Source organism: Nostoc sp. DSM 114159 (genome assembly GCF_053470285.1).
Genome location: NZ_JBPFEH010000001.1, coordinates 8,014,261 through 8,040,101 on the forward strand (window position 1 = coordinate 8,014,261; position 25,841 = coordinate 8,040,101).

Annotated in this window: 16 protein-coding genes and 1 pseudogene; 13 read left to right on the top strand and 4 right to left on the bottom strand. The window is 42.7% G+C overall.

Annotated features, from left to right (window positions below; all coding sequences use genetic code 11):
• Positions 1-584 precede the first annotated feature (584 nt).
• The gene (locus tag ACR5KR_RS33800) at positions 585-824 is read right to left on the bottom strand and encodes a hypothetical protein (RefSeq protein WP_448269716.1); all 240 of its coding nucleotides are present in this window, start codon (positions 822-824) and stop codon (positions 585-587) included.
• A 213-nt stretch (positions 825-1,037) separates the two neighbouring features.
• Between ACR5KR_RS33800 and ACR5KR_RS33805 the strand changes: the two genes are divergently transcribed.
• The 5 genes and pseudogenes from ACR5KR_RS33805 to ACR5KR_RS33825 all read left to right on the top strand — a co-directional run bounded on the left by ACR5KR_RS33805 (position 1,038) and on the right by ACR5KR_RS33825 (position 6,428).
• Complete coding sequence (locus ACR5KR_RS33805) at positions 1,038-1,391, top strand: DUF3011 domain-containing protein (protein ID WP_448269718.1); 354 nt, start codon at positions 1,038-1,040, stop codon at positions 1,389-1,391.
• A 359-nt stretch (positions 1,392-1,750) separates the two neighbouring features.
• Positions 1,751-3,049 (top strand): M16 family metallopeptidase, encoded by a 1,299-nt coding sequence (locus ACR5KR_RS33810; RefSeq protein WP_448269719.1) that lies wholly within the window; start codon positions 1,751-1,753, stop codon positions 3,047-3,049.
• A 159-nt stretch (positions 3,050-3,208) separates the two neighbouring features.
• The gene (locus tag ACR5KR_RS33815; RefSeq protein WP_448269721.1) at positions 3,209-4,072 is read left to right on the top strand and encodes a fructosamine kinase family protein; all 864 of its coding nucleotides are present in this window, start codon (positions 3,209-3,211) and stop codon (positions 4,070-4,072) included.
• A gap of 331 nt (positions 4,073-4,403) precedes the next feature.
• Complete coding sequence (locus ACR5KR_RS33820) at positions 4,404-5,042, top strand: histidine phosphatase family protein (RefSeq protein WP_445629526.1); 639 nt, start codon at positions 4,404-4,406, stop codon at positions 5,040-5,042.
• A 320-nt stretch (positions 5,043-5,362) separates the two neighbouring features.
• Positions 5,363-6,428: pseudogene (locus ACR5KR_RS33825) on the top strand (IS630 family transposase).
• A 146-nt stretch (positions 6,429-6,574) separates the two neighbouring features.
• On the opposite strand, the gene ACR5KR_RS33830 reads toward ACR5KR_RS33825, so the two are convergent.
• Both ACR5KR_RS33830 and ACR5KR_RS33835 read right to left on the bottom strand, forming a co-directional pair.
• Complete coding sequence (locus ACR5KR_RS33830) at positions 6,575-7,666, bottom strand: aromatic ring-hydroxylating oxygenase subunit alpha (RefSeq protein ID WP_448269723.1); 1,092 nt, start codon at positions 7,664-7,666, stop codon at positions 6,575-6,577.
• Positions 7,667-7,691: 25 nt separating this feature from the next.
• Positions 7,692-8,432: a DUF3865 domain-containing protein gene (locus tag ACR5KR_RS33835; RefSeq protein WP_445629528.1), complete on the bottom strand. Its 741-nt coding sequence runs from the start codon at positions 8,430-8,432 to the stop codon at positions 7,692-7,694.
• A 662-nt stretch (positions 8,433-9,094) separates the two neighbouring features.
• On the opposite strand from ACR5KR_RS33835, the gene ACR5KR_RS33840 reads away from it, so the two are divergent.
• The 8 genes from ACR5KR_RS33840 (at position 9,095) to ACR5KR_RS33875 (ending at position 24,269) form a co-directional block, all read left to right on the top strand.
• Complete coding sequence (locus ACR5KR_RS33840; protein ID WP_448269725.1) at positions 9,095-11,317, top strand: sensor histidine kinase; 2,223 nt, start codon at positions 9,095-9,097, stop codon at positions 11,315-11,317.
• 228 nt (positions 11,318-11,545) lie between these two features.
• Positions 11,546-11,887: an STAS domain-containing protein gene (locus ACR5KR_RS33845; RefSeq protein WP_448269727.1), complete on the top strand. Its 342-nt coding sequence runs from the start codon at positions 11,546-11,548 to the stop codon at positions 11,885-11,887.
• A 1,035-nt stretch (positions 11,888-12,922) separates the two neighbouring features.
• Positions 12,923-17,938 (top strand): CHAT domain-containing protein, encoded by a 5,016-nt coding sequence (locus tag ACR5KR_RS33850; protein WP_448269728.1) that lies wholly within the window; start codon positions 12,923-12,925, stop codon positions 17,936-17,938.
• A 241-nt stretch (positions 17,939-18,179) separates the two neighbouring features.
• Positions 18,180-18,917: a DUF928 domain-containing protein gene (locus ACR5KR_RS33855; RefSeq protein WP_448269730.1), complete on the top strand. Its 738-nt coding sequence runs from the start codon at positions 18,180-18,182 to the stop codon at positions 18,915-18,917.
• 74 nt (positions 18,918-18,991) lie between these two features.
• A complete protein-coding gene (locus ACR5KR_RS33860; protein WP_448269732.1) occupies positions 18,992-21,220 on the top strand; it encodes a CHASE2 domain-containing protein in 2,229 nt (742 codons plus the stop codon).
• 598 nt (positions 21,221-21,818) lie between these two features.
• Entirely contained in the window at positions 21,819-22,943 is a 1,125-nt protein-coding gene (locus ACR5KR_RS33865; RefSeq protein WP_448270419.1) for an acyl-CoA dehydrogenase family protein, read from the top strand.
• Positions 22,933-23,682, top strand: coding sequence for a PIG-L deacetylase family protein (locus ACR5KR_RS33870; protein WP_448269734.1), 750 nt, complete (start codon positions 22,933-22,935; stop codon positions 23,680-23,682). Before ACR5KR_RS33865 ends, ACR5KR_RS33870 begins: the two co-directional genes overlap by 11 nt.
• The gene (locus tag ACR5KR_RS33875; RefSeq protein ID WP_448269736.1) at positions 23,679-24,269 is read left to right on the top strand and encodes an SAM-dependent methyltransferase; all 591 of its coding nucleotides are present in this window, start codon (positions 23,679-23,681) and stop codon (positions 24,267-24,269) included. Before ACR5KR_RS33870 ends, ACR5KR_RS33875 begins: the two co-directional genes overlap by 4 nt.
• A gap of 187 nt (positions 24,270-24,456) precedes the next feature.
• Here the strand turns inward: ACR5KR_RS33875 and ACR5KR_RS33880 are convergent, their stop codons facing one another.
• A complete protein-coding gene (locus ACR5KR_RS33880) occupies positions 24,457-25,779 on the bottom strand; it encodes a glycosyltransferase family A protein (RefSeq protein ID WP_448269738.1) in 1,323 nt (440 codons plus the stop codon).
• Between the last annotated feature and the right edge of the window lie 62 nt (positions 25,780-25,841).

Here is a 25,841-nt window from a genome sequence, read left to right on the forward strand (position 1 = left end):
CATCTATGTTGAAACCTAGAGTTTTAAAAAAATATATTTTTGTAGGTTGGGTGGAGTGAAACGCAACCCAACATTACCACCAAATTTTATGTTGGGTTACGCTATCGCTGCACCCAACCTACAAAACTACTTTGGGTAGGAGTACTACTTGTATAATTCAACTGTAATTTTGATTATTTTAACGTGAGTTCGACAGACCTCTCCCGGACAGCCTCCCTCGCCTTTTAGGAAAGGGAGGAGTAACAAGATTAGAAGCTTTTTGCTCCCCTCTCCTGGTAGGCTACGGTGTACACACATCTCTAAAAATCCTACCCACCCAATATTTCTGTTCAAGTGAAAGTACCACACTGAGCAAATATCCCGCCCAGAACTAAAGTTCCGGGCTGATAGCGAAAGTCCTCTTTTAGAGGACTAAACAAGAAATTTAGTTTAGTCCTCTTTTAGAGGACTTTGCTTATGAGACTCGGAATTTATTCCGAGGCGGGATAGATACACTGCACCAACACTTGTGTGTACACCGTAGCTCCTGGTAGGAAAGGGACTGGGGGAGAGGTCAAAATAGCACTCGTCGAACTCACGTTATTTTAATATTCAAAACTCAGTGACAAAGTTAACAGAGCAACAATTAAGAAAACAGAATATTTAGCAATTGGTAAAGACTTTTGAAAAGCTTCACTATCAGGAAAAGCAAGTGGATCGCAAGCTACTAATCTTCCTGAAGTTAAAATTAATTCCCCAACATAATGGGTTGTAAATGTAATATCTCCAATTAAACTAGATAGTTTTTCACCTCTTAAAGCTTTATAAAAATTAATAGTATTCATTTTTGTATAACGATTGAAATAGATATTGTAGCATAAGAATAGTTACACTCCTTGCAATGCTTAGGTGCTTGATAAAACCCGTTATCTTTGATGAACTTCAGAGTGCTAATATTTTTTGCATTTAATCTGATTTATTCATTAGCTCTGAATGCAATTTGCTAGAATTAGTATAGTTTTTGTTTCTAAGATTTGGAAGAAATCTAGCATTTTATTATGATTATGCGCCTTCCCACAATTGCTGCAACCTTTCTGGTTGCTAGTCTTGGTATCGGTACACTTTTGAGTATTGCTACCCCAGCTTCAGCTCAAGAGATAATAACTTGTGCAAGCCAAAATAATCGAAGAAATACTTGTTCGGTAGATACAAGAGGCAGAGTCAGGCTTGTTAGGCAATTGTCTAACACCAGTTGTAGAGGAAATTGGGGCTATCGGAGAAATCGTATTTGGGTGAAAAATGGTTGCCGAGCTGAGTTTTCAGTAGGCGATCGCAGAAACGACAGATATGACAGATACGATCGAAACGATCGATATGACAGATACGATCGAAACGATCGATATGACAGATAGGAGACTGGGTATTGCATCAATATAAATAGTTAAGCAGAAATTAAGAAACTTACTTCTGCTAACTTTTATAAGTAAAGCCCTTATCAACTCTAAGAGGGTATTGATTTCTATGTATGTTAATCAGACATTGCTTTCGATAGCGTGTCTAGTTGGCATTTATCCAGCGTTTCAAAACTTTGGATAGATGTTTCGGGTATATACAGCTAATTTCAAGTTGATGAAGTACACAAGCTGTCAAGTCTTCTTTGCGTATCTTGCTAATGCGATCGCTTCTTTTTTTATAGAGAAGCGATCGCAGTGTTTATTTTATAGTCGCAGATAAGATAAGAGAGTAATATGCTCCTCACACACAAGTAGCAATGACCTCAACCCTGCGGAAATTTACTAGTCTCAATGCTCCGACGCTGCACCAGTTGCCCAATGGTTTGACAATCATTGCCGAGCAAATGCCAGTTGAAGCCGTAAACCTCAACTTATGGATAAAAGTTGGCTCTGCTGTCGAACCTGATGCTATTAACGGCATGGCTCACTTTTTAGAACACATGATTTTTAAAGGAACAGAACGACTGGCAAGCGGCGAGTTTGAACGTCGAATTGAAGAACGGGGTGCTGTTACTAATGCCGCGACTAGCCAAGACTATACTCATTACTATATAACTACTGCCCCCAAAGATTTTGCCGAGCTTGCGCCACTACAAATAGATGTAGTATCGAATGCGAGTATTCCTGATGATGCCTTTGAACGCGAGCGATTGGTAGTTTTAGAAGAAATTAGGCGTTCAGAAGATAATCCCCAACGGCGTACATATCGGCGGGCGATGGAGACAGCTTTCGATCGTCTACCCTATCGCCGTGCGGTATTGGGGCCAGAATCGGTGATTGCTAGACTTAAACCCCAGCAGATGCGAGATTTTCATGCTAAATGGTATCAACCCCAATCAATTACGGCTGTGGCTGTGGGCAATTTGCCCGTGGAAGAATTAATTGCAACAGTTGCGGAAGGATTTGCAAAAGTTACTCGCAACTCTCCATTGCCCACTACAGAAGCGATTAATCGCGTGTCTGCTCACTCCTCACTGAATCCTGAATCACCATTTACAGAAATTGTTCGTCGAGAATTTATTGATGAAAGTCTGCAACAAGCAAGACTAGTAATGGTTTGGCGGGTTCCCGGAATGACTCAGTTAGATCGTACCTATGGATTGGATGTTTTAGCCGGAATTTTGGGACACGGACGGACATCAAGACTGGTGAGGGATTTACGGGAGGAACGGGGATTAGTTTCTTCAATTTCTGTGAGCAACATGAGCAACGAGCTACAAGGGGTATTTTATATTTCCGCTAAATGCGCAGTAGAAAATTTAGCAGTTGTAGAGAATGCGATCGCTCAACACATTGGCAAACTACAGACAGAATTAATAACAGAATCAGAAATTGTTCGTATACGGCAGCGAGTAGCTAACAGATTTATATTTGGCAACGAAACACCAAGCGATCGCTCTGGGTTGTATGGTTATTATCAATCTTTGGTGGGAGATTTGGAACCCGCCTTTAACTACCCAGCGATCGTTCAGAGCCAAGATGCAACAGACTTGATGCAAGCAGCCAAAGAGTATCTATCTCCATATGCTTATGGTGTAGTTTTTGTCAAGCCGTAAATTTGTCATTGGTCATCTGTCATTTGTCATTAGTTATTCTCTCCCTGCCCCCTGCCCCCTGCCCCCCTGCCCCTCGGTCACTGAGCGTAGCCGTTCGCGGAGCGTCTCGCAGAGAAGTGCTGCTCCTCTGCTCCCCATTCCCCACTCCCCAATTTAATCATGTGGACTCAAATCGACACCCATATTAGCCAGGTGACTGGCGAAAAATTTCAAAGTCAGCAAAGGCGATCGGTTGGTGGCGGGTGCATCAACCAAGGTTATGCTGTCTCTAATGGTGAGATAACTTACTTCGTCAAACAAAACCTTGCATCCCAAATTGCGATGTTTGAAGCTGAGGCGTTAGGTTTAGAGCAAATGCTAGCAACAGCTAGTATTCGCGTTCCCAAACCAATTTGCTGGGGTACTGCTGATAATTCTAGCTACATCATCCTGGAATGGTTGGAACTTGGTAGCGGTAACAGCAATTCATGGCAGGAAATGGGGCGCAAGTTAGCAGCGATGCATAAAGCTAGCAGTAGTCAAGTTTTTGGTTGGAAAATTAACAATACCATTGGTTCCACACCCCAAATTAATACTTGGACAGCAGACTGGACGGAATTTTATATTAAACATCGCTTGGGTTATCAATTTCAGTTGGCAAGGCGACGTGGAGGTAATTTTCCCCAACAAGACAAGTTACTAGCAGCTATCCCGGAACTATTGGCGGATCGTCAGGTGCAACCTTCTTTAGTACATGGCGATTTATGGGGCGGAAATGCAGGGTGTACTGCATCAGGGGAACCAGTGATATTCGATCCAGCAACTTATTTTGCGGATAGAGAAGTTGATATCGCCATGACCGAATTATTTGGTGGTTTCCCCGCAGCGTTTTATAAGGGTTACAACGAGGTGTTTCCGTTAGATGCAGGCTATGAGCAAAGAAAAACGCTTTATAACCTATATCACATTTTGAATCACTTCAATTTATTTGGGGGTAGTTACGATTCCCAAGCCAATAGGATGATTGACCAGATTTTACGATAAAGGATGGGGATTAAATAAACGTGTAAGGGTACGCAGACCAATACTTGTCGGGTTTTGGAGAAAAGGGGAAGGTGGGGCCCCAAGAAGGGGATAAGGGGCGGGGGAAAAGGGAAAGAAAAAACTTTTAACCTTTACCCTTTAACCTTTTCCCCAAACCCAATTCCGATTTAAAAATGCACAAAGCGAGCAGTATTGGGTACGCGGACTCGCTTGCCGCCGGCGCTATCCTGCCTTCTGCCTTCTGAATTTGTCCTGGTGTGACAGACTCGATTGCGAGATGATGGTAGTTTATCTTTGCACAAACTCCTTTATCCCAATCGCGATACAAGTTATGACACTCAATTTATATTTACTGCGACATGGAGAAACTACCTTTAGTCAAAGTGGTAATTTCTGCGGTGAAACTGATGCGGAGTTGACAACAGAGGGGATGGAGATGGCATCCGCTTTTGCCGATGTTTATCAACAATTGAAGTGGGAGGGAGTTTATGTTAGCCCAATGAAGCGCACAATTGCAACTGCCAAACCATTTTGTGATGCTATCGGTATGGATATGCAGTTGCGTGACGGACTTAGAGAAGGTAGTTACGGCGAATGGGAAACTAAGAGTAAATCGTTTGCCCAAGAGAATTACGCAGAGAACTATCTAAAATGGGTGACAGAACCAGCTTGGAATGCACCACTAGGTGGAGAAACTGCGGTAGATATTGCTAACCGTTCTATGCCTGTAATTGCTGAAATTCAAGAAAAACATCCCCAAGGTAATGTTTTAGTAGTTTCTCATAAAGCTACGATTCGGATTATGCTTTGCAGTTTACTGGGAATTGATTTGGGACGCTATCGCTATCGGGTGAATATTTTGGTCGCCTCGGTAAGTATGGTTAAATTTGACGTTAATGGCCCTTTGCTCGAAATATTAGGCGATCGCCATCATATACCCGATCGTATTCGCTCTCGTCCGGGAACATAATAGTCTCTTAGGGATTTGCAAAAAATAAATTATCCTAAATTATTTCTAGATTTGTAGGGGCACAAGGCCTTGCACCCCTACAATTTTTTTAACTGGAAGGCACTGCTTCGCCCGCCTTAAGAGCGATGGCGTAACCGCCCGCGTGGGTTGACAAAGCCCTTAGAGGATGAATGAACAAGTATTTTTCATCACATCAAAGCCTCAAAAACCTAACCCCCCTAGCCCCCTAAGGCTCATGAGGAAATGGCAGAGTGGTTTCATATGATGTCCGGGCAATCAACCATAATAAAGATGAAGGGTGTAGTACAAGAGCGATCGCCATGCCAAAACGAATCACAATCGAGGGGCATCTTAGCCTCGAAGAGTTGGAGATCCGATACCGCCAAGCGAAAGAACCAGTCGAGCGAACACATTATCAAATTATTTGGTTACTAGCCAAAGGATTGCGTACCGCAGAAGTAGCCACAGCGACGGGATACAGTCGTAGCTGGATTTATGAATTGGTTTGGGGCTATAACCGCATTGGTCCACAAACATTGGGAGACCAGCGCAATCACAATCAAGGTGGTATCGAACCATTGCTTGATGATGTGCAACAAGCTTATCTGTGGCAAGCATTGCAGGAACCACCAATTGAAGGGGGACTGTGGAACGGTCGTAAAGTAGCAGACTGGATTGGGAGGCTGATTGGTCGTCGTGTCAGTCGTCAGCGAGGATGGGATTATCTTAAACAAATGCGCTACCGATTGCGAGTTCCTCGCCCTGAACATACTCAACCAAGTCCTACTGAACAAGAGGAATGGAAAAAAAAATTTGGTCAACGAAGTCGAACAGATCAAACGAACAAACCCAGATTGCGACGTGGAAGTGTGGGCAATGGATGAACATCGTGTTGGACTCAAACCAGTGATTCGTCGTATTTGGGTTGATGAATTGGCAGTACCGATTGCAAATGTCAACTGGCGATTTCAATGGTTGTGGTTGTATGGTTTTGTTCACCCCAAATCTGGGCAAACGTATTGGTGGATTTTACCCTATGTCAATATCGAATTGTTTACTCGCGTACTTCAAGATTTTGCTCGTCACTTTAATGTTGGTAAAACCAAACAAGTTGTTTTAGTTCTAGATCAAGCCGGATGGCACATAAGCAATCAAGTCTCTGTACCAGAGGGTATTCATCTTTTGTTTCTACCGTCCCACTCACCAGAATTACAACCCGCAGAGCGCCTATGGACACTTACCAATGAACCAATTGCCAATCGTAGTTTTGAAAATTTGGATCGGGTTGAGGAGGCTTTATTTGAGCGCTGTCGCCAAATTATTGACCGTCCCGATCTCATTCGCGGTTTAACCAATTTTTACTGGTGGTCTGAATTTGCAGCTTAATTATGGTTAATTAGCCGGACATCATATCATACAACAAAAAGAAAAAACTTTGTGCAGTTGGTTCAAGAGGGCACGTTGTGCTTGAGGAATAGTTCGGAAACTCTGTTTGCGGGCGTTCGTAATCAAAAAGTTGTGTAATCGTGCAATTAGTACTTCGACAAAACTTGATGGAAGTGAGAAATTCCATATTCAATATCTGCAAACTGAAGTACACCATATGCTTTGGAATGAACGCTTGCTTGTAGCGATCGCACCGCCCCAAAGTCTTCATTTAACACCCGCTCAAATTCAGGTCGAAATTCATCCTGCTTATAAGGAAATGCTTCAATTTGGGCTTTGGTTTGATAAATAAAAACCTCAAACTTAGTTCTTATGGGAGATAAAGGAGTCAGCCGAAAAACTGAAACTTTGTCTCTTGCAGTATTCACCATCATATTAGGAAAGATGAAACCCTGATACGATTGTCCCCTTGGTTCTCCTGCAAAAGCAGGGTGATCTTTGACAAATTCATCATCTGTAAAAGGAACAAATATCTGATAGTGTCGCCCAGTTGGAGTGTAAATAATATTCTTCGGATCGAAACACTTTAAACTTTGGGCATGAACAACTGACAAGTGATAACACTCTAGATAATTTTCAATCGGAAATTTCCAATTGGCTGGCTCTTCATAAAACCAACGATCGACCTGCTGAAGTTCTTGCCAGGAGTGCTGATATTGCTCTAAATAGGTTGAGAATCCGGCTAAATAACTGACTAAGGATTCGCCTTCTGCTTCTGAGCAAACAAAGATAAAGCCGCCCCATGTCTCTACTCGTCCCTTCGCTAGATAGACAGCCGACTTATCTAAATTGGGAAAACACTCAGCGCGAGGTAAACCTTTAAGATTGCCTTCATAATTGAAGTTCCAACCATGATACGGACAACGCACCCGTTGACAATGACCCTGCCCTTGTAACATCTGCGCTCCGCGATGCGGACAAACATTGTGCATTGCTTGCAATTCACCATTACGATCGCGAATCACGAACATGGGCTGATCGCCAACTTGGCAAGTTAAATAATCCCCAGGATTAGGTAGATCGGATTCACGTCCTACAAATTGCCAGGTGTTACGCCAGATAGTTTGCTGCTCGTAAGCAAAAATTCGCTCGCTAAAGTAGTAATCACCGGGTAGTCCAAATTTTGGTTGATTGGTACTAGAAGTGCGATCGAGAAATGAAGGATGGATCGAGATCATATTGTTAAATTCTATTTAATCAGTGCTATTGAGCGATCGCTGTAGTCAGAACAACCCCAGATGAGATTGCCTCTTGTGCTAATTCCTGCCACCAAGCTTCCATCGCATCGATCGTTGCCCGAAATCCTGCTGCAAACTCTCCAAATTGTTCGGGTTGTATGTACGCTGCCAGAGATGTTCTCAAACCCGCTTCATGTTCAATTTCCCACTCATCTAAATGCTTGCTAAAGAAATATTCCAAATCTTTGGGCATTGCTCCTTCCAGCAACCAATTTACAAGTTGCACGATTAAAGTTAATTCTGGAATTGAGGTTGCCTCGATCGCATAGGTTGCCCCCAGCACATAGGGTATTTGTTGCTCAAATATCGATTGCATAGTTCTTAACAATTTGGATGTAGCGATCAATGGCGTTGCGTTCTTCACAGGAACACTCAGTCCTTGTTCTAACCCTTCAGCTAAAAGCGTGTAATGAGAAATTCCTTGTGTACTTTTGCCCATCTCTTCAGCAATGTTTTCTTTGAGTTCTTGGGCTACAATGTCCCATTTTGCTACCAGCGCTTTCTGTCTTGCTAATTCTGTGAAACCCACCAACTCCTTTGGAAAAATCGAATATTGCTGCATGATATAAGCAATCTGAGCAAAGCTTGCTTTGTTCAGCATTTGTGCAACCGGATTTTTTGTAATACTAAATGCCAGGTAATCCTGAGCGAGCAGTTGATTTAGCTGCTGAGTTAGGCGATCGAATGTGTTCACAATTTTAGTCATTTCAAGAGTTGAAGTAGTGTCGGTCGATTTGTCTCAAAAGTTGCTGTGAATATCGAAAAGGTGATACTAGCGGCAATATCAAAACCAAGCAAAATTGATACGTAAAATTAATACGCATTTCACTGGGCTGATTACCAAGTATTTCTGAATACAGGCAAGGCAAATTTGATACTCAGTTAGCTTGGTTGATTACCAAAGATTGCTGAATACCGATATCAGGCCTGAACTTGCAAACAGTTAATTTATGAAGTTTTTGGCATTCTTGATTGCCAAATTTGGTTTTTGGAATCCAAGAAGCTTGAATTTTATTTCTTTAGATATTAAATCATTATAAATATTTATATTTCATTAAGATTATTAAAGTAATGTTTCAACAAAGAAACATTTTTCAATTGGCATTATAAAAGTAAATTTAATCACTAAATATTAATACTTAGTAAATCACATTAAATATCCCAAATAGCGGCAAACACAGGTATTTATCTTGTTCGCAGAAGCAAAGAACGAGGTTGATTGAGGATAAACTTCGGGAAGATGAAGCACAAATTATCTGAAGAAAGTATAAATACAACTAAGTGATTTTTCTGGTATTTGATAGTATGAAGTTTGTGATGGGTAATCTAGGTTAAGCCAAGACCTGAGCGAACCAAGATTTACCACTCATGAAGATACATTCATCTAGCAAAGTCCGTGCATTTTCATTACACCTTGTTCTGATCGTTCCTTTCGTATTGCAAGTTTTTGCCATCGTGGGACTGGTTGGGTATTTGTCGTTTAAAAATGGCGAGAAAGCGGTGAACAATCTGGCGGATCAGTTGATGGAGCGAACCAGTGGTGAAGTAAATCAACATTTGGATGCTTACCTGTCGATTCCCCATAAAGTTATCCAGTTAAATGCGGATGCAATTAGTATGGGATTGCTGAATGTGCGCGATCGCCTTAAGGTTGGTAAGTATTTCTGGCACGAAATGCAAGTTTATGACTTAACCTTTATCAGCTTAAACCTAGCAACTGGAGAAGGGACTGGAGCCGGTCGTTACGATGGCAAAACGGTGACAATCGATGACAATGCAATCAAAACTCCAAGTCTGCCGAAAAATACGAAAACTTACTTAACAGATAATGATGGCAACCCAACCAAAGTGATGACGACCAGTACTTGGGATACCGTCAATGAACTTGCCTATACTGAACCTGTGAAAGCCGGAAAACCTATTTGGGTTCGCATTTATACTTATTACGATCCTGCTTATCCCCCTTATATTGTGGCATCGGCAGGTCGTCCGATTTATGATGCCAGCAAAAAACTGATTGGTGTTGTGGGGGCTGAAATTCACCTGTTGAAACTCAGTGAATTTTTACAAAAATTAAATGTCAGCCACTTTGGACAAGTTTTTATTATGGAGCGTGATGGTATGTTGGTTGCCAATTCTGCTCAAGAAAAGCCTTTTACTGTAGTCAATAACCAAATTAAACGCCTGAAAGCGATCGATAGCCCCAATTCTACGGTACAAAACATTGCCAAGCAGCTTCAGCAGCGGATTCCAAATTTCCAGTCGATTACCAATACCCAAAAACTGAAAGTTAATGTTCAAGGTCAAAATTTCTACGTGCATATTGTACCTTGGCGAGACCAACATGGTTTGGACTGGTTAGTGGTAGTTGGTATTCCGGAAAAAACTTACATGGCGCAAATCCATGCCAACACCCAAATTAGTATTCTGCTGTGTTTTGGGGCGCTGATAGTAGCAACAACGATTGGCATATTTACCTCGCGTTGGATTGCCCATCCTATCTTGCGCTTGAATCAGACTACCCAGGCAATAGCATTTGGTGATTTACAACAGACACTCGAAGAGGGGAATATCAATGAACTCAACACTCTTGCTCACTCTTTTAATCACATGGCAGGACAATTGCGCGAATCCTTTGTGGCTTTAGAAAATAGTAATGCAGAACTAGAAGCGCGAGTCGAACAACGGACTGTTGAACTGAAAACAGCCTTGAGTGAATTGCAACGTACCCAAGCACAAGTAGTTCAAAGTGAAAAAATGTCTAGTCTGGGTCAACTGGTAGCAGGTATTGCCCATGAAATCAATAACCCAGTCAACTTTATTCACGGTAATCTTACTTACTTAGATGAATATACTGAAAACTTGTTACAGATGATTTATCTCTACCAAGAACGCCATTCTAGTCATGACCCAGAAATTCAAGCATTAGCAGAGAAAATAGATCTAGAATTTCTCATTGAAGATTTACAAAAGATACTGCCTTCAATGAAAATGGGGACTGAAAGAATTCGTAACATTGTGCTATCGCTGCGGAATTTTTCGCGTATGGATGAAGCGGAATTTAAGACAGTTGATATTCATGAAGGCATCGAAAGTACGCTCTTGATTCTGCAACACCGCCTTAAAGATAAACCAGACCATCCAGCAATTGAAGTTATTAAAGATTATGGCAACTTGCCGCAAGTGGAATGCTATCCTGGTCAACTCAACCAAGTATTGATGAATATTTTGGTAAATGCAATCGATGCCCTTGATGAAGCAGACATCAAGCGCACCTCTCAACAGATACAAGAAAATCCCAGTCAAATTACTATCCGCACTTCAGTAGTTGATTCACAATCAATAGAAATTGCGATCGCTGATAATGCACAAGGAATGCCAGAATCGGTTCAAAACCGGATCTTCGATCCATTTTTTACTACCAAACCTGTAGGCAAAGGAACAGGTATGGGTATGGCAATCAGCTACCAAATCATTACGGAAAAGCATGGTGGGAAATTGCTATGTTTTTCTAGCCTTGGGCAAGGCACTAATTTCATAATTCAAGTGCCTATCCGGCAACAAGCTCCTGAAAGCGTCGTCAAAGTATAGACTGTTATATATCTCCCTGCCCCTCTGCCTACACAGCGATGGGATCTTTTTTGAGTTGGAAGTCCCTGACGCGTAGGTATAGCCCAAAGTAGGCATCACCTGCTCAAAAATTATGTTTCCAACGCCAATTTTCAGCAATATTTTAAATTTAATTGCTTGTTGATAAATTGTCTTTGACCTTAAAATCTTACGAATAGGTTCAAATAAATAAGCATAGAGGAAAAAGTTATGGCTTTGAGCGTCACACTAGAAATCGGCAATGATGTTGCTAAAATCACTTTGTCTGGAGAATTAGATGCAATGACTGCACCGATTTTCAAGACAGAGGTAGAGAAAGCAGCAGTTGAGCATCCAAAACACCTCGTGTTGTTGATGCAAGACTTAGAATATATGGCCAGTGCGGGTCTACGAGTACTCATTTTTGCTAAACAAACAATAGATGCTAATGCAAATATTTACATAGTTGCTCCGCAAGAAATGGTCTTGGAAACACTCAAAAAAACTGGACTTGACCAAAGCTTGCTTGTAGTTGATGAATATGATATTGAATCCTTACAGAAACTCAACTAGTTACTACCAAAAAAAATTTACGCTGCCAGAAACTCTAATCTGCACAAGCATCAACTAGGTAGACAATAGCATCGTCTGCAAGTGCCGCGATCGTTTCCTGACTGAGTGAAGGCTCAGAAAATATAAAATTCAAAAACATATTTTTCTGAAACCTTAATGCCTCAACCACAAAAACACCTGGAAACACCGATGCTGAAGCTACAGCATTAATTTCTTCGAGTTGAAATACCCCGTAGCGCTGGAAAATATTAACTAAACCAAGCTTAGTGACTCCAACACTTGCTAGTACTTGATTTCAGAGCATTCCCTTTGTTGCCACTGCTAGTCCAGACGCTAGCATCATACTAAATAGATCGTTGCGTTGGATAGATATTTGTAGTGATTTGTTGTTTCACATCGCGTGCTAAATTCCCAAAAGACATACTTGGTTTTAAGGTATGAAATGTAACAGTAGATGAAGCTAATGACACCATCTGCCGATCGCTAATTATTGGTTACGTTAATTAAGAGACAATTTATAAAGTAAATTTTTAGACTACAAGACAACGCAGTATGTATTCGTGAGAAGTTAAGGTCGAGCCTTTGAAAATAATTTGTTCTTTAATAGATAGTTTTGGTTTACGACCTCCTCGTATAACAATAATTTTCACTTTTTTAAATTCTAATAAAGCTTGTTTTTCATGATACAATCATTGGGTATTTAAAATTAATTGTTGTAATTGTTCATACTCGAAACTAATCAAAAACTTTGTTTCTTAGGATTGTCTTCAATTCAGTATGTCGCTCATAGGTTTGTGTAAAAATATTTTCTAATGTTCTTATATATTAGAATGATACTATTTTAAAGATATCTACTGTTTGGACTTTGGACAAAAAGAAGATAGTTCGCAAGTGTTCTTTCCCCTCTGCTGGCTACGAGGAAAAGTTTGTGTAGCCCACCACTAGAATTATGGCGATCGCACATAGCAATAATGCTCATAGATGATGGCTTTTATTTCCAAGTGAATTATCAACTTTAAGCTTGGGGAATTGGCAGTGAACAGAAAAAATCAAAAGTCAAAAGGAAATAGTCCGTTGGTAAGGCAGTACGTTGGCGTTAGCGTTAGCGCAGCGTTAGCAAGTCATCGAGCGTCAGCGGTAGCGAGTCATCTCCCAAGGGGAGACGCTAAGAGCGAACGAGCGTCGGTAATTGCGCATTTGTACCCCTTTGGGGAAGCAAGCTACTTACAGCGTCTTTGTCAGCAAAAGCCACTGGTGTTTAGAAGTCAGAATGCTGCATTGCCGATCGTGCTTACCCTATGCTTCTGGTTAGGGAGCATTGCTGCTAAACCCGTACTTGGACAATCGATTGTTCCAGCTAATGATGGGACAGGGACAGTTGTAACTCAAGAGGGTAATCGCATCGATATCCAAGGAGGTAAACTTTCTGGCGATCGGGCGAACCTATTTCACAGCTTGGAGAAATTTGGACTCAATCAACAGCAGATTGCCAATTTTCTCTCGAATCCCGATATTCACAATATTCTCACACGAGTTATCGGTGGAGATCCTTCAACCATCAATGGATTGATTCAGGTAACTGGAGGAAATTCCAACTTATTCATCATGAATCCAGCAGGAGTCATCTTTGGGCCGAATGCCCAAATTAACCTTCCGGCTGACTTTACAGTAACGACTGCTACAGCAATTGGTTTTGACAATCGTTTTTGGTTTAATGCAGTCGGTAAAAATGATTACTCAAATTTAAATGGCAATCCCTCTGGGTTTGCCTTTGATTTCGCCAATCCTGGGACTATTATCAATGCTGGTAGTTTGTCAATTTTAGAAAAACACAATCTGGTTTTAATCGGTGGGAATATTATTAATACCGCGACATTGAGCGCACCCGGCGGCAATATCACTCTTGCAGCAGTGCCAGGGACAAACCTGATTCGGATCTCTCAAGCAGGAAACCTGCTGAGTTTAGAGCTAGAACTGCCAAGAAATACAACAGGCCAACACCTAGCAATTAACCCTCTGGATTTGCCAACGCTGTTAACCCAAGGAGCTAAGGGACTAAATCTTGGTGCGATCGCTTCTTTAGATGCTGGCAAAGTACAGTTAACACGAGCTGGTACAACTATCCCAACTACCGCAGGAACTACGATCGCTTCTGGAACCCTAGATGTTTCCAATACAAAAGTTATGCAGACAGGTGGTACAGTAAACGTCTTGGGCGATCGCGTCGGATTGATTGGTGCTAACATTAATGCCTCTGGCACAGCTGGGGGCGGCATCGTTCGGATTGGCGGAGACTACAAAGGTCAAGGTATTTTGCCCAATGCCTTACAGACGTTTGTTAGCAGTGATTCGGTAATTAATGCTAACGCACTGCGAAACGGTGATGGCGGTCGGGCGATCGTTTGGTCAGATAATAACACTCAGTTCTTTGGTAAGATCGACGCCATCGGCGGGCTTAATACTGGGAATGGCGGATTAGTCGAAGTATCTAGCAAAGGATTGCTCTTATTTCAAGGCTTAGTTGATTTACGTTCGCCTGCGGGGAAAGTCGGTACGCTCCTGCTAGATCCGACTGATATCACCATCAGCAGCGCGATGGATACCGACAGTATGACCTTCGGTAAGGGTATATTTGCTGACATCACTACAACCTCTTCTAATCTCAACTCGACTACGCTACAAAATCAACTAGCTTTGAGTAATGTTACCGTTTCGACAACATCGGGTTTGGCTGGGAAAGGAGATATTACAGTCAGCAATCCGATCTCATGGAGTAGCGGTTCTGACTTGAAATTAGCTGCCGATCGCAATATCAACATCAATGCCAACATCAGCACAACGGGTACTGCCAATACAAATCTCACGCTAGAAGCTAATAACAGTATTTTTCTCAACTCAAATGCCAAGCTAACAGCCAGTGGTGTGGGGAAATTGGATGTCACCCTCAATGCAAATCGAGACGGGATCGAAGCAGGAGCGATCGCCCTCAAAAGCGGTGCTGCGATCGATTCTAATGGAGGTAATATAATTCTGGGCGGTAGTAGTAACCCCTTAAACGAATCGGCACAAGGAACAGCAGCAAATCCCATTGGAGTCAGCCTTAATGGAGCTACTCTCAACTCTGGTACTGGCAATATTTCGATTAAAGGTCAGGGAAACAACGCTGATGCGAGCGAGCAGAAAGGCGTTTGGCTGAATAATAGCAGCATCATAGCTGAAAATGGAGATATCAGCTTAACTGGCATAGGCTACGGAAATGGAAACAACAACAACGGGATTCAGCTTAACAATAGCCTGGTGAGTTCCACTGGCACTGGGAAGATTACACTCCAAGGTACTAGTAACGCTAGAGGAGGTAGGGACAACGACGGCATTGAAGTAAACAGTAGCATCATCAGCGCGACTAAAACGGGGACAATTAATCTAGAGGGGATTGCCGGAGTCGGGACTGACATTAGTGAGGGGATATATATCGGTTCCAATTCCAGAGTCAGTTCAGCCAATGGAAATATCAACTTTATGGGTACTGGCGGTAATGGAGAGGGAAATCGGAACTTCGGCATTTCACTGGAAGACGGCGCAGAGGTGGAATCGAAGGCAATAGGAAATATAAGCTTAGATGGCGCTAGTAGTGGTAACACTACAGAAGGAATTAGCATTAAAAACAGTTCGATTAACCCCACTGGAACAGGCAGTGGTACGATCGCCCTCACTGCTGATGAAATGAACTTCCTTGGCTCCACCCAAATCAAAGGTACTGGTATCCTTCAGTTGCAGCCTCGGACTCCTAGCTTAGGCATGACCTTGGGTGGCAACATTAACGATGCCCGTTTAAATCTAAATGCCAGTAAATTAAACACCTGGCAAAATGGCTTTTCTCAAATATCGATCGGGCGAGATAACAGCAGCGGTAGCATTACCTTGGCAGGTGATGTGACTTTCAATGACCCGGTTACTTTGCGATCGCCCTTTGGCTCAGGTTCCATTAACACTAGTGGATTTCAACTCACAGGAGCTGACAATGCTACCCTTAATCTGCAAGCCAACCAAAACATTACCACTGGCGATGTGGTAAATCAAGGTCGAGAGATTAGAATAACCAGCACCAGTGGCAATATCAATACCAGTACGGGAACTCTCAACACTAGTTCTACAACTGGAAATGGGGGAGCGATCGCTCTAGAGGGCGGCGGTGACATTTCCACGGGCAACCTGAACAGTTCAGGAGTTAACGGTGGTGCCATCATCGCCAAAGCTGCCACCAATATTACCACTGGCGCGATTGATTCCAGCAGTAGTTTCGGCAACGGTGGCAATGTCACTCTTGACTCCAGCCGTGACATTCAAGCTACCCAGATTAACGCCCAAGGTGGGAAAAACGGTAGAGGTGGTGACATAGATATCACCGCTAGACAATTTTTCCGCGTCACAGACACCTTCACCGACAGCAACAACAGTCTGGCTAGCATTTCCAGCCTTGGTGGTAACAGTGGGGGAGACATCACGATCCGGCATGGGGGAGGCAGGTTAAATCCGTTTCAGATTGGCAATGCCTCGGTAAATGGTACAGCAGGTGCGATCGTTGGCGGGAAAATTGCTATTATCCCCCCTCCACCTGCAACAGAGACTCCACTTGTTAATTTTAATCCCGTCGATCTCAGCAATCCCTTCCCTGTTACCCAGCCACTACAAGTAACCTTCGCCTCCACACCAGCAATTGACACCAACCTACCAGAACTGGAAGAAGCCTTCACTAAGACCTTTGAGAACCATTTAGGCATCAGCAATGTCCGCATCAAAACCTTAAAAGAAGCCCAAGCTATATTGCGCCGAATTGAACAAGCCACTGGCATTAAATCTGCCCTGATTTATGTCTTATTTCAACCCAAAACCGAGGAAGACTCCAAATCTCAACCAGAGGAGACAGCCAAGCAACCGCAACCTATCTGGGAGTTCAATTCTCAAAGTTTGGAGCAGCGCCGACAGCCAGTACAACCCACTACGCAACAAGCTCAAGGTAACTACCAGCTCGAACTAGTGATGGTCACTTCCTCTGGAACACCAATCAGACGGCAGATTCAGGGAGCGACGCGAGAGCAAGTCCTCAAAAACGCTCAAGAATTCCAAGCAGCTATCACTAACATTCAACGCTCTCCTCCATATCTGGCTTTGGCTCAAAAGCTCTATAAGTGGCTGCTTGGACCTTTGGAAAAAGATTTACAAGCTCAAAAAATCACGAATCTTAGCTTTTTGATGGACGCGGGTTTACGCTCTCTGCCCATCGCCGCCCTGCATGACGGACAAGGGTTTATTGTGGAAAGATACAGCGTTGGTCTGATGCCCAGCTTATCACTTACTGACACTCGCTATGCAAATGTAAGAAATCAGCAAGTCTTAGCGATGGGAGCCGATCGCTTCCCCGATCAAAAGCCCTTACCAGCAGCTTCAGTAGAATTGTCTTTAATCGTCAGTCAATTGTGGCCTGGCAAGTCTTTCCTTAACGAAAACTTCACAGTGGAAAAGCTCAAACAAGCCCGCGCCTTACAAACTTTTGGTATTGTCCATTTCTCTACCCATGCCAACTTTCAGCCTGGTAATATCAATAAATCCTATATTGAGTTTTGGTATAGCAAATTACTAATTAGCCAATTGCAGCAATTGAAATTAAGTCAGCCGCCAGTGGAACTATTGGTTTTGAGTGCCTGTCGTACAGCACTAGGGAACCCAGAAGCGGAGTTGGGATTTGCAGGCTTGGCGGTGTTAGCAGGAGTGAAATCAGCGATGGGCAGTCTATGGTCTGTCAACGATGAAAGCACAATGGGACTAATGACAAGTTTCTACGAGAAATTGAAAGAAACTCCCATCAAAGCCGAGGCTCTGCGGCAAGCACAGGTAGCGATGCTCAAGGGTCAGGTGCGACTAGAGAAGGGTCAGTTGGTAACACCGAGTAAAAGTTTTCCTTTACCGCCGGAGTTAAGACAGATAGGAGACAAAGAATTTGCTCATCCTTATTATTGGAGCGGTTTCACGCTCGTCGGCAATCCTTGGTAAGGGACTTCCAGAAAATAAATTATCCAATTAACTGGGATCGGAATGGCACTAAGAAAAGCCCAAAGACTTATTGTATCCTCGTTCCCAGCTTGGAGGCTGCGAACGAGTTCCAAGAGGCTCTGCCTCTTGACTCAGCACTGGCTCAACCTTAGCTATCCGCTAACAGCACTCAACTATACTTCTGAAAAGACTGATTTACTGTTTCAAAGATTTACGTTCAATAGAAGTCCTTACGCGGATCATGAATTTACCAAAATTTTTTCTGTTTTTAGCGATCCTTGTTAGCGCACTTTCTCCCACCATTGCCACTTTTGCTAGCTTGCCATTACGGCGATCGGCATCCAACTTGGAGTGGAAAGTTAGTCTCAAATTCCCACCTGTAGATGACAGAGGAGCGCCCTCTCAAACATTGGGTGGAGGAACGCGTGGCTCTTCTTGTATCGATGGGAGAGGAATACCGATAACGCCTTTGATGCCGTCAAAAAAGAATTTTGGGAAAACGGTTGCAGCCAATCCAACACTATATTGGTACATTCCTCAAAATACTGCCCAATCTGGAGAATTGGCTTTGACAGATGAAGCCGGAAATCAGGTTTATCTGACAACTTTTAAACTACCTAGTACTCCTGGCATTATTAAACTGGAATTACCAGCAAATGTTTCTCTCCAAATTGGCAAGTATTATCGATGGTACTTCACGATGATTTGCGATTTTCAAGACCGCGCTCAGGATGAATCTGTCAAGGGATTACTCCAGCGTACCGAAGTAAGTTCATCCCTGAAAAATCAGCTAGCTGGGGCAGGACTTCTAGAACAAGCAAAAATTTATGCAGAGTCTCAAATTTGGCAGGAAGCACTGAATACCGTTGCTCAATTGCGCCGCGAGAAGCCAACTGAATGGGAAGAACTTTTACAATCAGTCGGTCTAGGGGCGATCGCCAAAGAACCTTTCCTTGACTGCTGCACGAGCGATCGCTAACCTCAGTACAACTATATGGCAAAGTGAAAACGGCTACTTTGCTACCCGGAAAAATTAATTTTGGTACAAAAAAGATGATCTGGAGAAAGTGGAAAAAGCTACTGTGGCAATGGCGCGGTGTTTTGATTACTACTCCTAGTGTGGCTGGTGTAGTCATCTTATTACGCTTTGCTGGTTTAATGCAGCCTTGGGAGTTAGAGGCTTTCGATGGATATATGCGTTTGCGACCCCAAGAAGCACCCGATAACCGGATTGTGATTGTGGGAGTAAATCTTGCAGACATGAAAAAAATTCGTCAGCCAATCGTTCCAGATGGTCTGTATGCTCAATTGTTGCAAAAATTAAAAGCCAGGAAACCACGAGCTATTGGTTTAGATATCTACCGCGATTTACCTGTAGAACCAGGACATCAAGAATTAACCAAAGTATTTACATCTACCCCGAATTTAGTCGGGATTCAAAGAGTGGTAGGAGATAACCAACGCGAACCAATTGACCCGCCACCAGCACTCAAAGATAAAGGGCAAGTAGGTGCAAATGATTTGGTTTTAGATCCAGATAAAAAGGTAAGACGCAGTTTGCTCTACTTAACAGATAAAAATGGAGAGACTATTTACAGTTTTGCATTATATTTAGCTTTACTTTATCTTGATGCCGAAGGTATTGCACCCCAAACTTCTGGACAGGCAAAAAATTGGCAGTTAGGAAAGACAAGATTTATTCCTTTTGCCGCTAATGATGGTGGCTATGTGCGAGCTGATGACCGTGGCTACCAAATTTTAATTAATTACAGGGGGCCAGCCAGACGCTTTTCTACAGTCACGATGACAGATATTTTAGAAGACAAGGTACCACCAGAATGGGGACGCGATCGCATTATCTTAATTGGTAACGTCAGCGAAAGTTTTGAGGATTTATTCTTCACTCCCTATAGTAGTGGTTTGTTGACTTCTCCAGAACCTATGCCTGGGGTAGAAATTCATGCGAATATGGCTAGCCAAATTATCAGTGCAGCTACAGTAGGTCGTCCACTAATTAAGAGTTGGTCGCAACCAATAGAAATAGGATGGATTTTTCTCTGGTCTTTTGTGGGTGCAAGTCTAACTTGGCAATGGCGATATGCAGGCGGGATAAAATTTTTATCCCTCCAGAAAATAACTAGCCCAATTTTGGCAGCAGGTGTGCTATTGGTTAGTACATATACAGCCTTTATCGCCAGTTGGTGGATACCTGTAGTACCACCATTATTAGCTTTGTTGGGATCTGCGATCGCTATTACAGTCTATATCGCCCGTACTGCTGGAGAAATTCGTTATACATTTGGGCGTTACTTAAGCAAAGAAGTAGTCACTACCTTATTAGAAAGCCCAAAAGGTTTACAGCTTGGGGGCGAACGGCGCAAAATCACCATACTCGTCTCCGATTTAAGAGGATTTACCAGTATTTCAGAACAATTACCCCCGGAAAAGGTTGTTCAAATTCTCAATTTTTATTTAGCATCAATGGCAGATATCATTACCCAGTATCAAGGAACCATTGATGAGTTTACAGGTGATGGTATTTTAGTGTTGTTTGGTGCGCCTACTGCCAAAGAAGACGATACTACAAGGGCTATTGCTTGTGCGATCGCTATGCAGTTAGCAATGATGAGTATAAATGAAAAGATGCAGCAGTGGAATCTGCCATCATTAGAAATGGGAATAGCTGTCAACACCGGCGAAGTTGTTGTTGGAAATATTGGTTCTTATATCCGAACCAAATATGGTGTAGTTGGTAGCCAGGTGAATCTCACCTATCGTATTGAATCCTATACAATTGGAGGACAGATTGTTATTTCAGAATCGACATTTAGAGAAGTAGAGTCAATTGTTAAAATCTCTGGGCAAAAGCAAGTACAAGTAAAAGGAATTAAACTACCGATAAATATTTACGAAGTTAGGGGAATTATTGGAAAATACAATCTCTTTTTAACTCAAGAAGAAGAAAAATTACTACCTTTAACTGAAGTAATCCCAATAGAATATACAATTTTAGATGAAAAGCACATTGAAAAAACCCTTTTTCAAGGCAATTTAGTTAAGCTTTCCACTAAGGGAGCCGAGGTACGTCCCAAGGATATAGAAAAAGATGTCATCCCTTCTTTATTCAGTAATATTAAATTAGTTTTATCACCAACTTCTCCCAAAGAATTAAGTGTTGATATTTATGCTAAAGTTTTAGAAAAACCAATAGAAGATGGGCTATTTTATATCTGCTTTACTACTAACAGTTCTGAGATAAAAGTAATTCTTAGTAAGATTTAAGTAGTTGGGATCGGGCAGGAGGCAGGAAGGAAGAGGATTTTAGCGTCGTTCATTGTTGGGAAAGGGCTAAAGGATGGTTAAGGGTTTTTTACCTTTTCTCCTTCCCCCAAAACCCGACAAGTATTGTCTGCCGCCCTACTTAACACTACTCTAATGGAGCAGACATTCAGTGATAGCAATAAATCTACCAAAACTGTAAGCGTTTCGCGTCAGCAATATCGCATCCATCAGTTCAAAAGTTGCATCATACGCTCTACCTAAATAGTTATACGCTGCTTAACGAAATTCTTCTAATTTGGCACGTTTAATATTGGCAGATGAGAGTTGATGGTTAAACTCTGGTGATTCTGCTAAAATTAAAGTATACTCCATTGTCCTACGTAAAAAATAATTTATGCATACAATAATCTCTCTTTTGTTAGGTATATAATCATACAAAAGATAGAGATGTTAACTGATTTAATTGAATTATTCTTAACAATATATAAAGAAATATTACAGAAAGGAGTCGGCTATTAGCATCCAATTATTAAAGAATGTCGTCATCCCAAAATGGCATAGTTCCAACATTGCTCTGGATCTGAAACGTGCCGCAGAAATTGCGGATTATTGTTTAAACAATGCCACTGCAATCGATTGCAATACTGCTTTTCCCAAGCAAGAGTTTGAGCTAATTGCTAAGGCTGGGTTATTGGCTGCACCATTAGCGAAAGAATTAGGCGGATGGGGTGCAGGAATTGATGCGAATGTTACCTACGAGCTTTTAATGCTATTAAAGCAGATAGGGCATGGCAATCTGGCAGTTGGGCGAATTTATGAAGGACATATCAACGCCCTACAACTGATTCAGACCTTTGGTTCCATAGAACAGATCGCAAGCTGCGCTCATGATGCCCGCGATCGCCAGAAAATATTTGGCGTTTGGAATGCTGAAGCCTCTGATGGTGTGAAGATAATTCCTTGTGAGAATGGGCGTTATCGGCTGGAAGGTTCTAAAACGTTTTGTACTGGTACTGGCTATGTTGAACGTCCTTTCGTGAATGGAGTATTGCCAGAAGGCGGTTGGCAAATGTGCATTGTGCCAATGGACGAAGTGACAACAGTTAGCGATCCCGCCTGGTGGCAACCTTCTGGGATGCGAGCTACTGCTAGTTACAAAGTGGATTTTAGCGATGTCGAGTTGGATCAAAGCTATTTAATCGGCCAGCCAGGAGATTACTATCGACAGCCTTGGTTATCTGTTGGGGTAATTCGGTTTGCTGCTGTGCAACTAGGTGGGGCAGAAGCACTGTTTAACCTAACTCGTCAGTATCTACAAAAGTTGGAATATACAAACGATCCATATCAACAGGAACGGCTTGGCAGAATGGCGATCGCCATTGAAAGCGGTAATCTCTGGCTGCGGGGGGCTGCGGATCGAGTAGCAGCCTATGCACCAGTGTTTGGTGGCGATCCCACTGTTGTTCACCCGCAAGCAAACCAACTCGTCGCCTATGCCAACATGGTCAGGACAGCAATTGAACAAATTTGTATTGATGTGATGCATTTGTGTCAACGTTCTGTGGGAACTCGCGGCTTACTACCACCAAATCCGATGGAACGAATTATCCGAGATTTGACTCTATATCTGCGTCAACCTGCTTTTGATGCAGCCTTGGCAAATGTTGGGCAATATGTCTTGCATGAAAGTAATCCGGCTTCAATACTTTGGAATGATGAATGAATTCGGCTTGATTGCATTACCACTAGACAATCCTAATGTTTTGCCCTGGCGTTCAGTTAACGAGATCGCTTGTAGCCCGGTACTGATTGTTGCACCCCATCCTGATGATGAGACATTAGGTTGTGGAGGTGCGATCGCTCTGTTACGGTCTTTAAATTGTCATGTGCAAGTTTTAGTCATCAGTGATGGTACTCTTTCACACCCTAATTCTCAGAAATATCCCGCAGATAAACTGCGAAATCTGCGGGAAGCGGAAACGCTATTAGCATTAAAATTACTAGGTGTAGAGGTTAATGATGTCACCTTCTGGAGAATACAGGATGGGTCAATTTCAACACAGTATCAAAGTGCAGTAGCTAGTTGTCGTGCTTACATTACAGAAATCGCCCCACAAATTATCTTTTTACCCTGGCGATATGACCCTCATGCAGACCACCGAGCGACGTGGAAGTTAATTCACACAGTGCTGAATGACCTGCCCTTATCCCCCCGATTGATTGAGTATCCGATTTGGGATTGGGACTTTGACCAACGAGAGAGTCTGCCAGGATCTCTTGAGGTGACAACTTGGCGATTGAATATTAGCGCAGTGGTGGAGTTGAAACAGCAAGCGATCGCTGCTTATCGTTCCCAAACTACAGACTTAATTGATGATGATCCAGAAGGCTTTCGCCTAACTCCCGAAATGTTAGCAAACTTCAGTCATCCTTGGGAAGTTTATATAGAGGAAAACCGATGAACCCGTTACAATCTAATTCCCTACCACCTAGCTACTTTGATAAACTTTACAGCGAAGATCCTGACCCGTGGAAGTTTGAGACAAGTGTTTACGAAGCTAACAAATATGCTGCCACAATTGCAGCTTTACCCAAAGACCGCTATCGGTCTGCCTTTGAAATCGGTGGTTCCATTGGCGTTTTAACTGAAAAACTGCAAGAACGTTGTGACTCACTGCTCTCAGTTGATGTATCAAAATTGGCGCAGGATAGAGCAAAAGAGCGCTGTCAGCATCTCTCCAATGTCAAGTTCCAGATTATGCGTGTCCCAGAGCAATATCCTAATGAAATGTTTGATTTGACCCTAGTCTCAGAAGTCGGCTATTACTGGTGCTGGGAAGACCTGAAAAAATCCCAACAGTACATTCTGGAACACCTGGAACCTGGAGGACATCTACTTTTAGTTCATTGGATACTTTATGCCCGTGATTATCCATTGAGTGGGGATGAAGTTCATGACTCGTTTTTTGAGTTGACCCCAAATAAACTGCGGCATTTAAAAGGTCAACGGGATGAAGAATATCGACTTGATTTATTCGAGCGAGTCTGAGAATTGAAGAAACAGACAAGGGGAATTATCCCCCAATCTTCTTGTTCTTTTCTATAAAATGAGCCTTATTTTTTGAGATTTAGTTTTACCAAAAAAGGCAGTTATTGCGGAGAGTAGTTTGAGCTTACGGAAAACTGCCCTCTGCTGAGGTAAAACGATCGGTGGGATGGGATGTTCTGTGACGCGCTTAGATCGAGGGTTTAAGACCCCCATTTTCTGGGCTTTTCGTAGGGTAAAGCTCTTTAGTTAGTTCCAAATCATCCTGGGTCGAATTTCCGTGGAGTTTGCTCCGACTGAGCCGTAAACTCTCAAGACGCAAGCGCAAGTCTCCAATTGCTTGTTCAATTTCCACAAATTTCCAACGCGAAGCCCAAATTTGTTCTGACTGCTGGCGTTCTTCGACTTGTTCAAACAACTGACCAAAGGTATAAGGTTGGGTCAATTTTTCTAAAAGCCATTGGGCTGAAACTCCCAGCATCTCTGCCAAGCATACGACGCTCTTACGATCTGGCTGATAGCCATTAAGAACGCACCACCACATCACTCGTAATTGGCGGCGGGCAACAAAACGAGTTTCGATAGCCCCTGCTGACTCGACTAGAAATGGTTGTTGTTGCCGTCCCATTTCTATCCATTCATTCAGCTGATTTGCTAAACCAACATTGGTACGTCCAATTTGTCTGGCCGAAGTTACTACTCGCACTAAAGAACTATGGCGAAAACGGGCATTTACCCGTACCAAAGCACGGTAAAAAGCTACATCTTCAGGAGTCCGCACTGGTGGTAAGCCTCCCGCCAGTGCATACATTTCTGCTGTTACTGCCAAACTTGCTCCATAGTGTTGATAATGTCTAGGAAATCTATCATCAGGGTCGGGATCGAGATAAGTTTCTAATTCAGTAATTAAATAGCGGTAGCCCACTTCACGCAGATAGCAAGCTCTGGCGTAAGGGTGTAGATCCGCACGACCAGTGCGTTCAACAAGAATTCGCCCACCTACAGCATCAGCACCACAGTTAATTTCATACAGATTGGCAGCAATCCAAGTTGGGCTTACCTGCGAGTCTCCATCAGTTGAAGCAATTACCCCCCTTGTGCGTCCTAAGCTACACAAACGGCGGTATGCTTCATCCATTAAAATCTGACGCACTCGACCAATATAGGCTTGTGCAGGAGGCAGAGTTTTTTCCACTACATGCAGTGCTATATCTGGATGTTCTTGGGCGAAACTCCGGGCTATAGCTGCTGACTCATCGCTACAATTATTTGCAAACAAAATTATCTCGTAGCGTCTGGGATCTAAAAGCTGTCCTTGTAGATCAACTTGATGTATCAGGGCAGTAAGGGTTGCTGCCAACATCTGAGCTTCATTGCGAACTGGAACAATTACACAAACTTCGCAATGCGGTGACGGTGGTATTTGGACTAAAGCTTGAGAAAAGTCTTTACCCTGCTGTACAGATGGAAAGTCAGCAACGAAGAGCAAGCGTTTACTTTCCATAAAAACCATTTTTCCATCTCCAGGAGCAGCTACACAAAATTTCATCCACGATCAGAAACTATTAAGATTTG

What these genes read in the sequence shown, in the direction of transcription:
- ACR5KR_RS33805 (WP_448269718.1), top strand. Translation starts at nt 1,038, where the DNA reads ATGATTATGCGCCTTCCCACAATTGCTGCAACCTTTCTGGTTGCTAGT.
- ACR5KR_RS33870 (WP_448269734.1), top strand. Translation starts at nt 22,933, where the DNA reads ATGATGAATGAATTCGGCTTGATTGCATTACCACTAGACAATCCTAAT.
- ACR5KR_RS33810 (WP_448269719.1), top strand. Translation starts at nt 1,751, where the DNA reads ATGACCTCAACCCTGCGGAAATTTACTAGTCTCAATGCTCCGACGCTG.
- ACR5KR_RS33860 (WP_448269732.1), top strand. Translation starts at nt 18,992, where the DNA reads ATGATCTGGAGAAAGTGGAAAAAGCTACTGTGGCAATGGCGCGGTGTT.
- ACR5KR_RS33820 (WP_445629526.1), top strand. Translation starts at nt 4,404, where the DNA reads ATGACACTCAATTTATATTTACTGCGACATGGAGAAACTACCTTTAGT.
- ACR5KR_RS33830 (WP_448269723.1), bottom strand. Translation starts at nt 7,666, where the DNA reads ATGATCTCGATCCATCCTTCATTTCTCGATCGCACTTCTAGTACCAAT.
- ACR5KR_RS33835 (WP_445629528.1), bottom strand. Translation starts at nt 8,432, where the DNA reads ATGACTAAAATTGTGAACACATTCGATCGCCTAACTCAGCAGCTAAAT.
- ACR5KR_RS33840 (WP_448269725.1), top strand. Translation starts at nt 9,095, where the DNA reads ATGAAGATACATTCATCTAGCAAAGTCCGTGCATTTTCATTACACCTT.
- ACR5KR_RS33800 (WP_448269716.1), bottom strand. Translation starts at nt 824, where the DNA reads ATGAATACTATTAATTTTTATAAAGCTTTAAGAGGTGAAAAACTATCT.
- ACR5KR_RS33845 (WP_448269727.1), top strand. Translation starts at nt 11,546, where the DNA reads ATGGCTTTGAGCGTCACACTAGAAATCGGCAATGATGTTGCTAAAATC.
- ACR5KR_RS33880 (WP_448269738.1), bottom strand. Translation starts at nt 25,779, where the DNA reads ATGGTTTTTATGGAAAGTAAACGCTTGCTCTTCGTTGCTGACTTTCCA.
- ACR5KR_RS33855 (WP_448269730.1), top strand. Translation starts at nt 18,180, where the DNA reads ATGAATTTACCAAAATTTTTTCTGTTTTTAGCGATCCTTGTTAGCGCA.
- ACR5KR_RS33875 (WP_448269736.1), top strand. Translation starts at nt 23,679, where the DNA reads ATGAACCCGTTACAATCTAATTCCCTACCACCTAGCTACTTTGATAAA.
- ACR5KR_RS33815 (WP_448269721.1), top strand. Translation starts at nt 3,209, where the DNA reads ATGTGGACTCAAATCGACACCCATATTAGCCAGGTGACTGGCGAAAAA.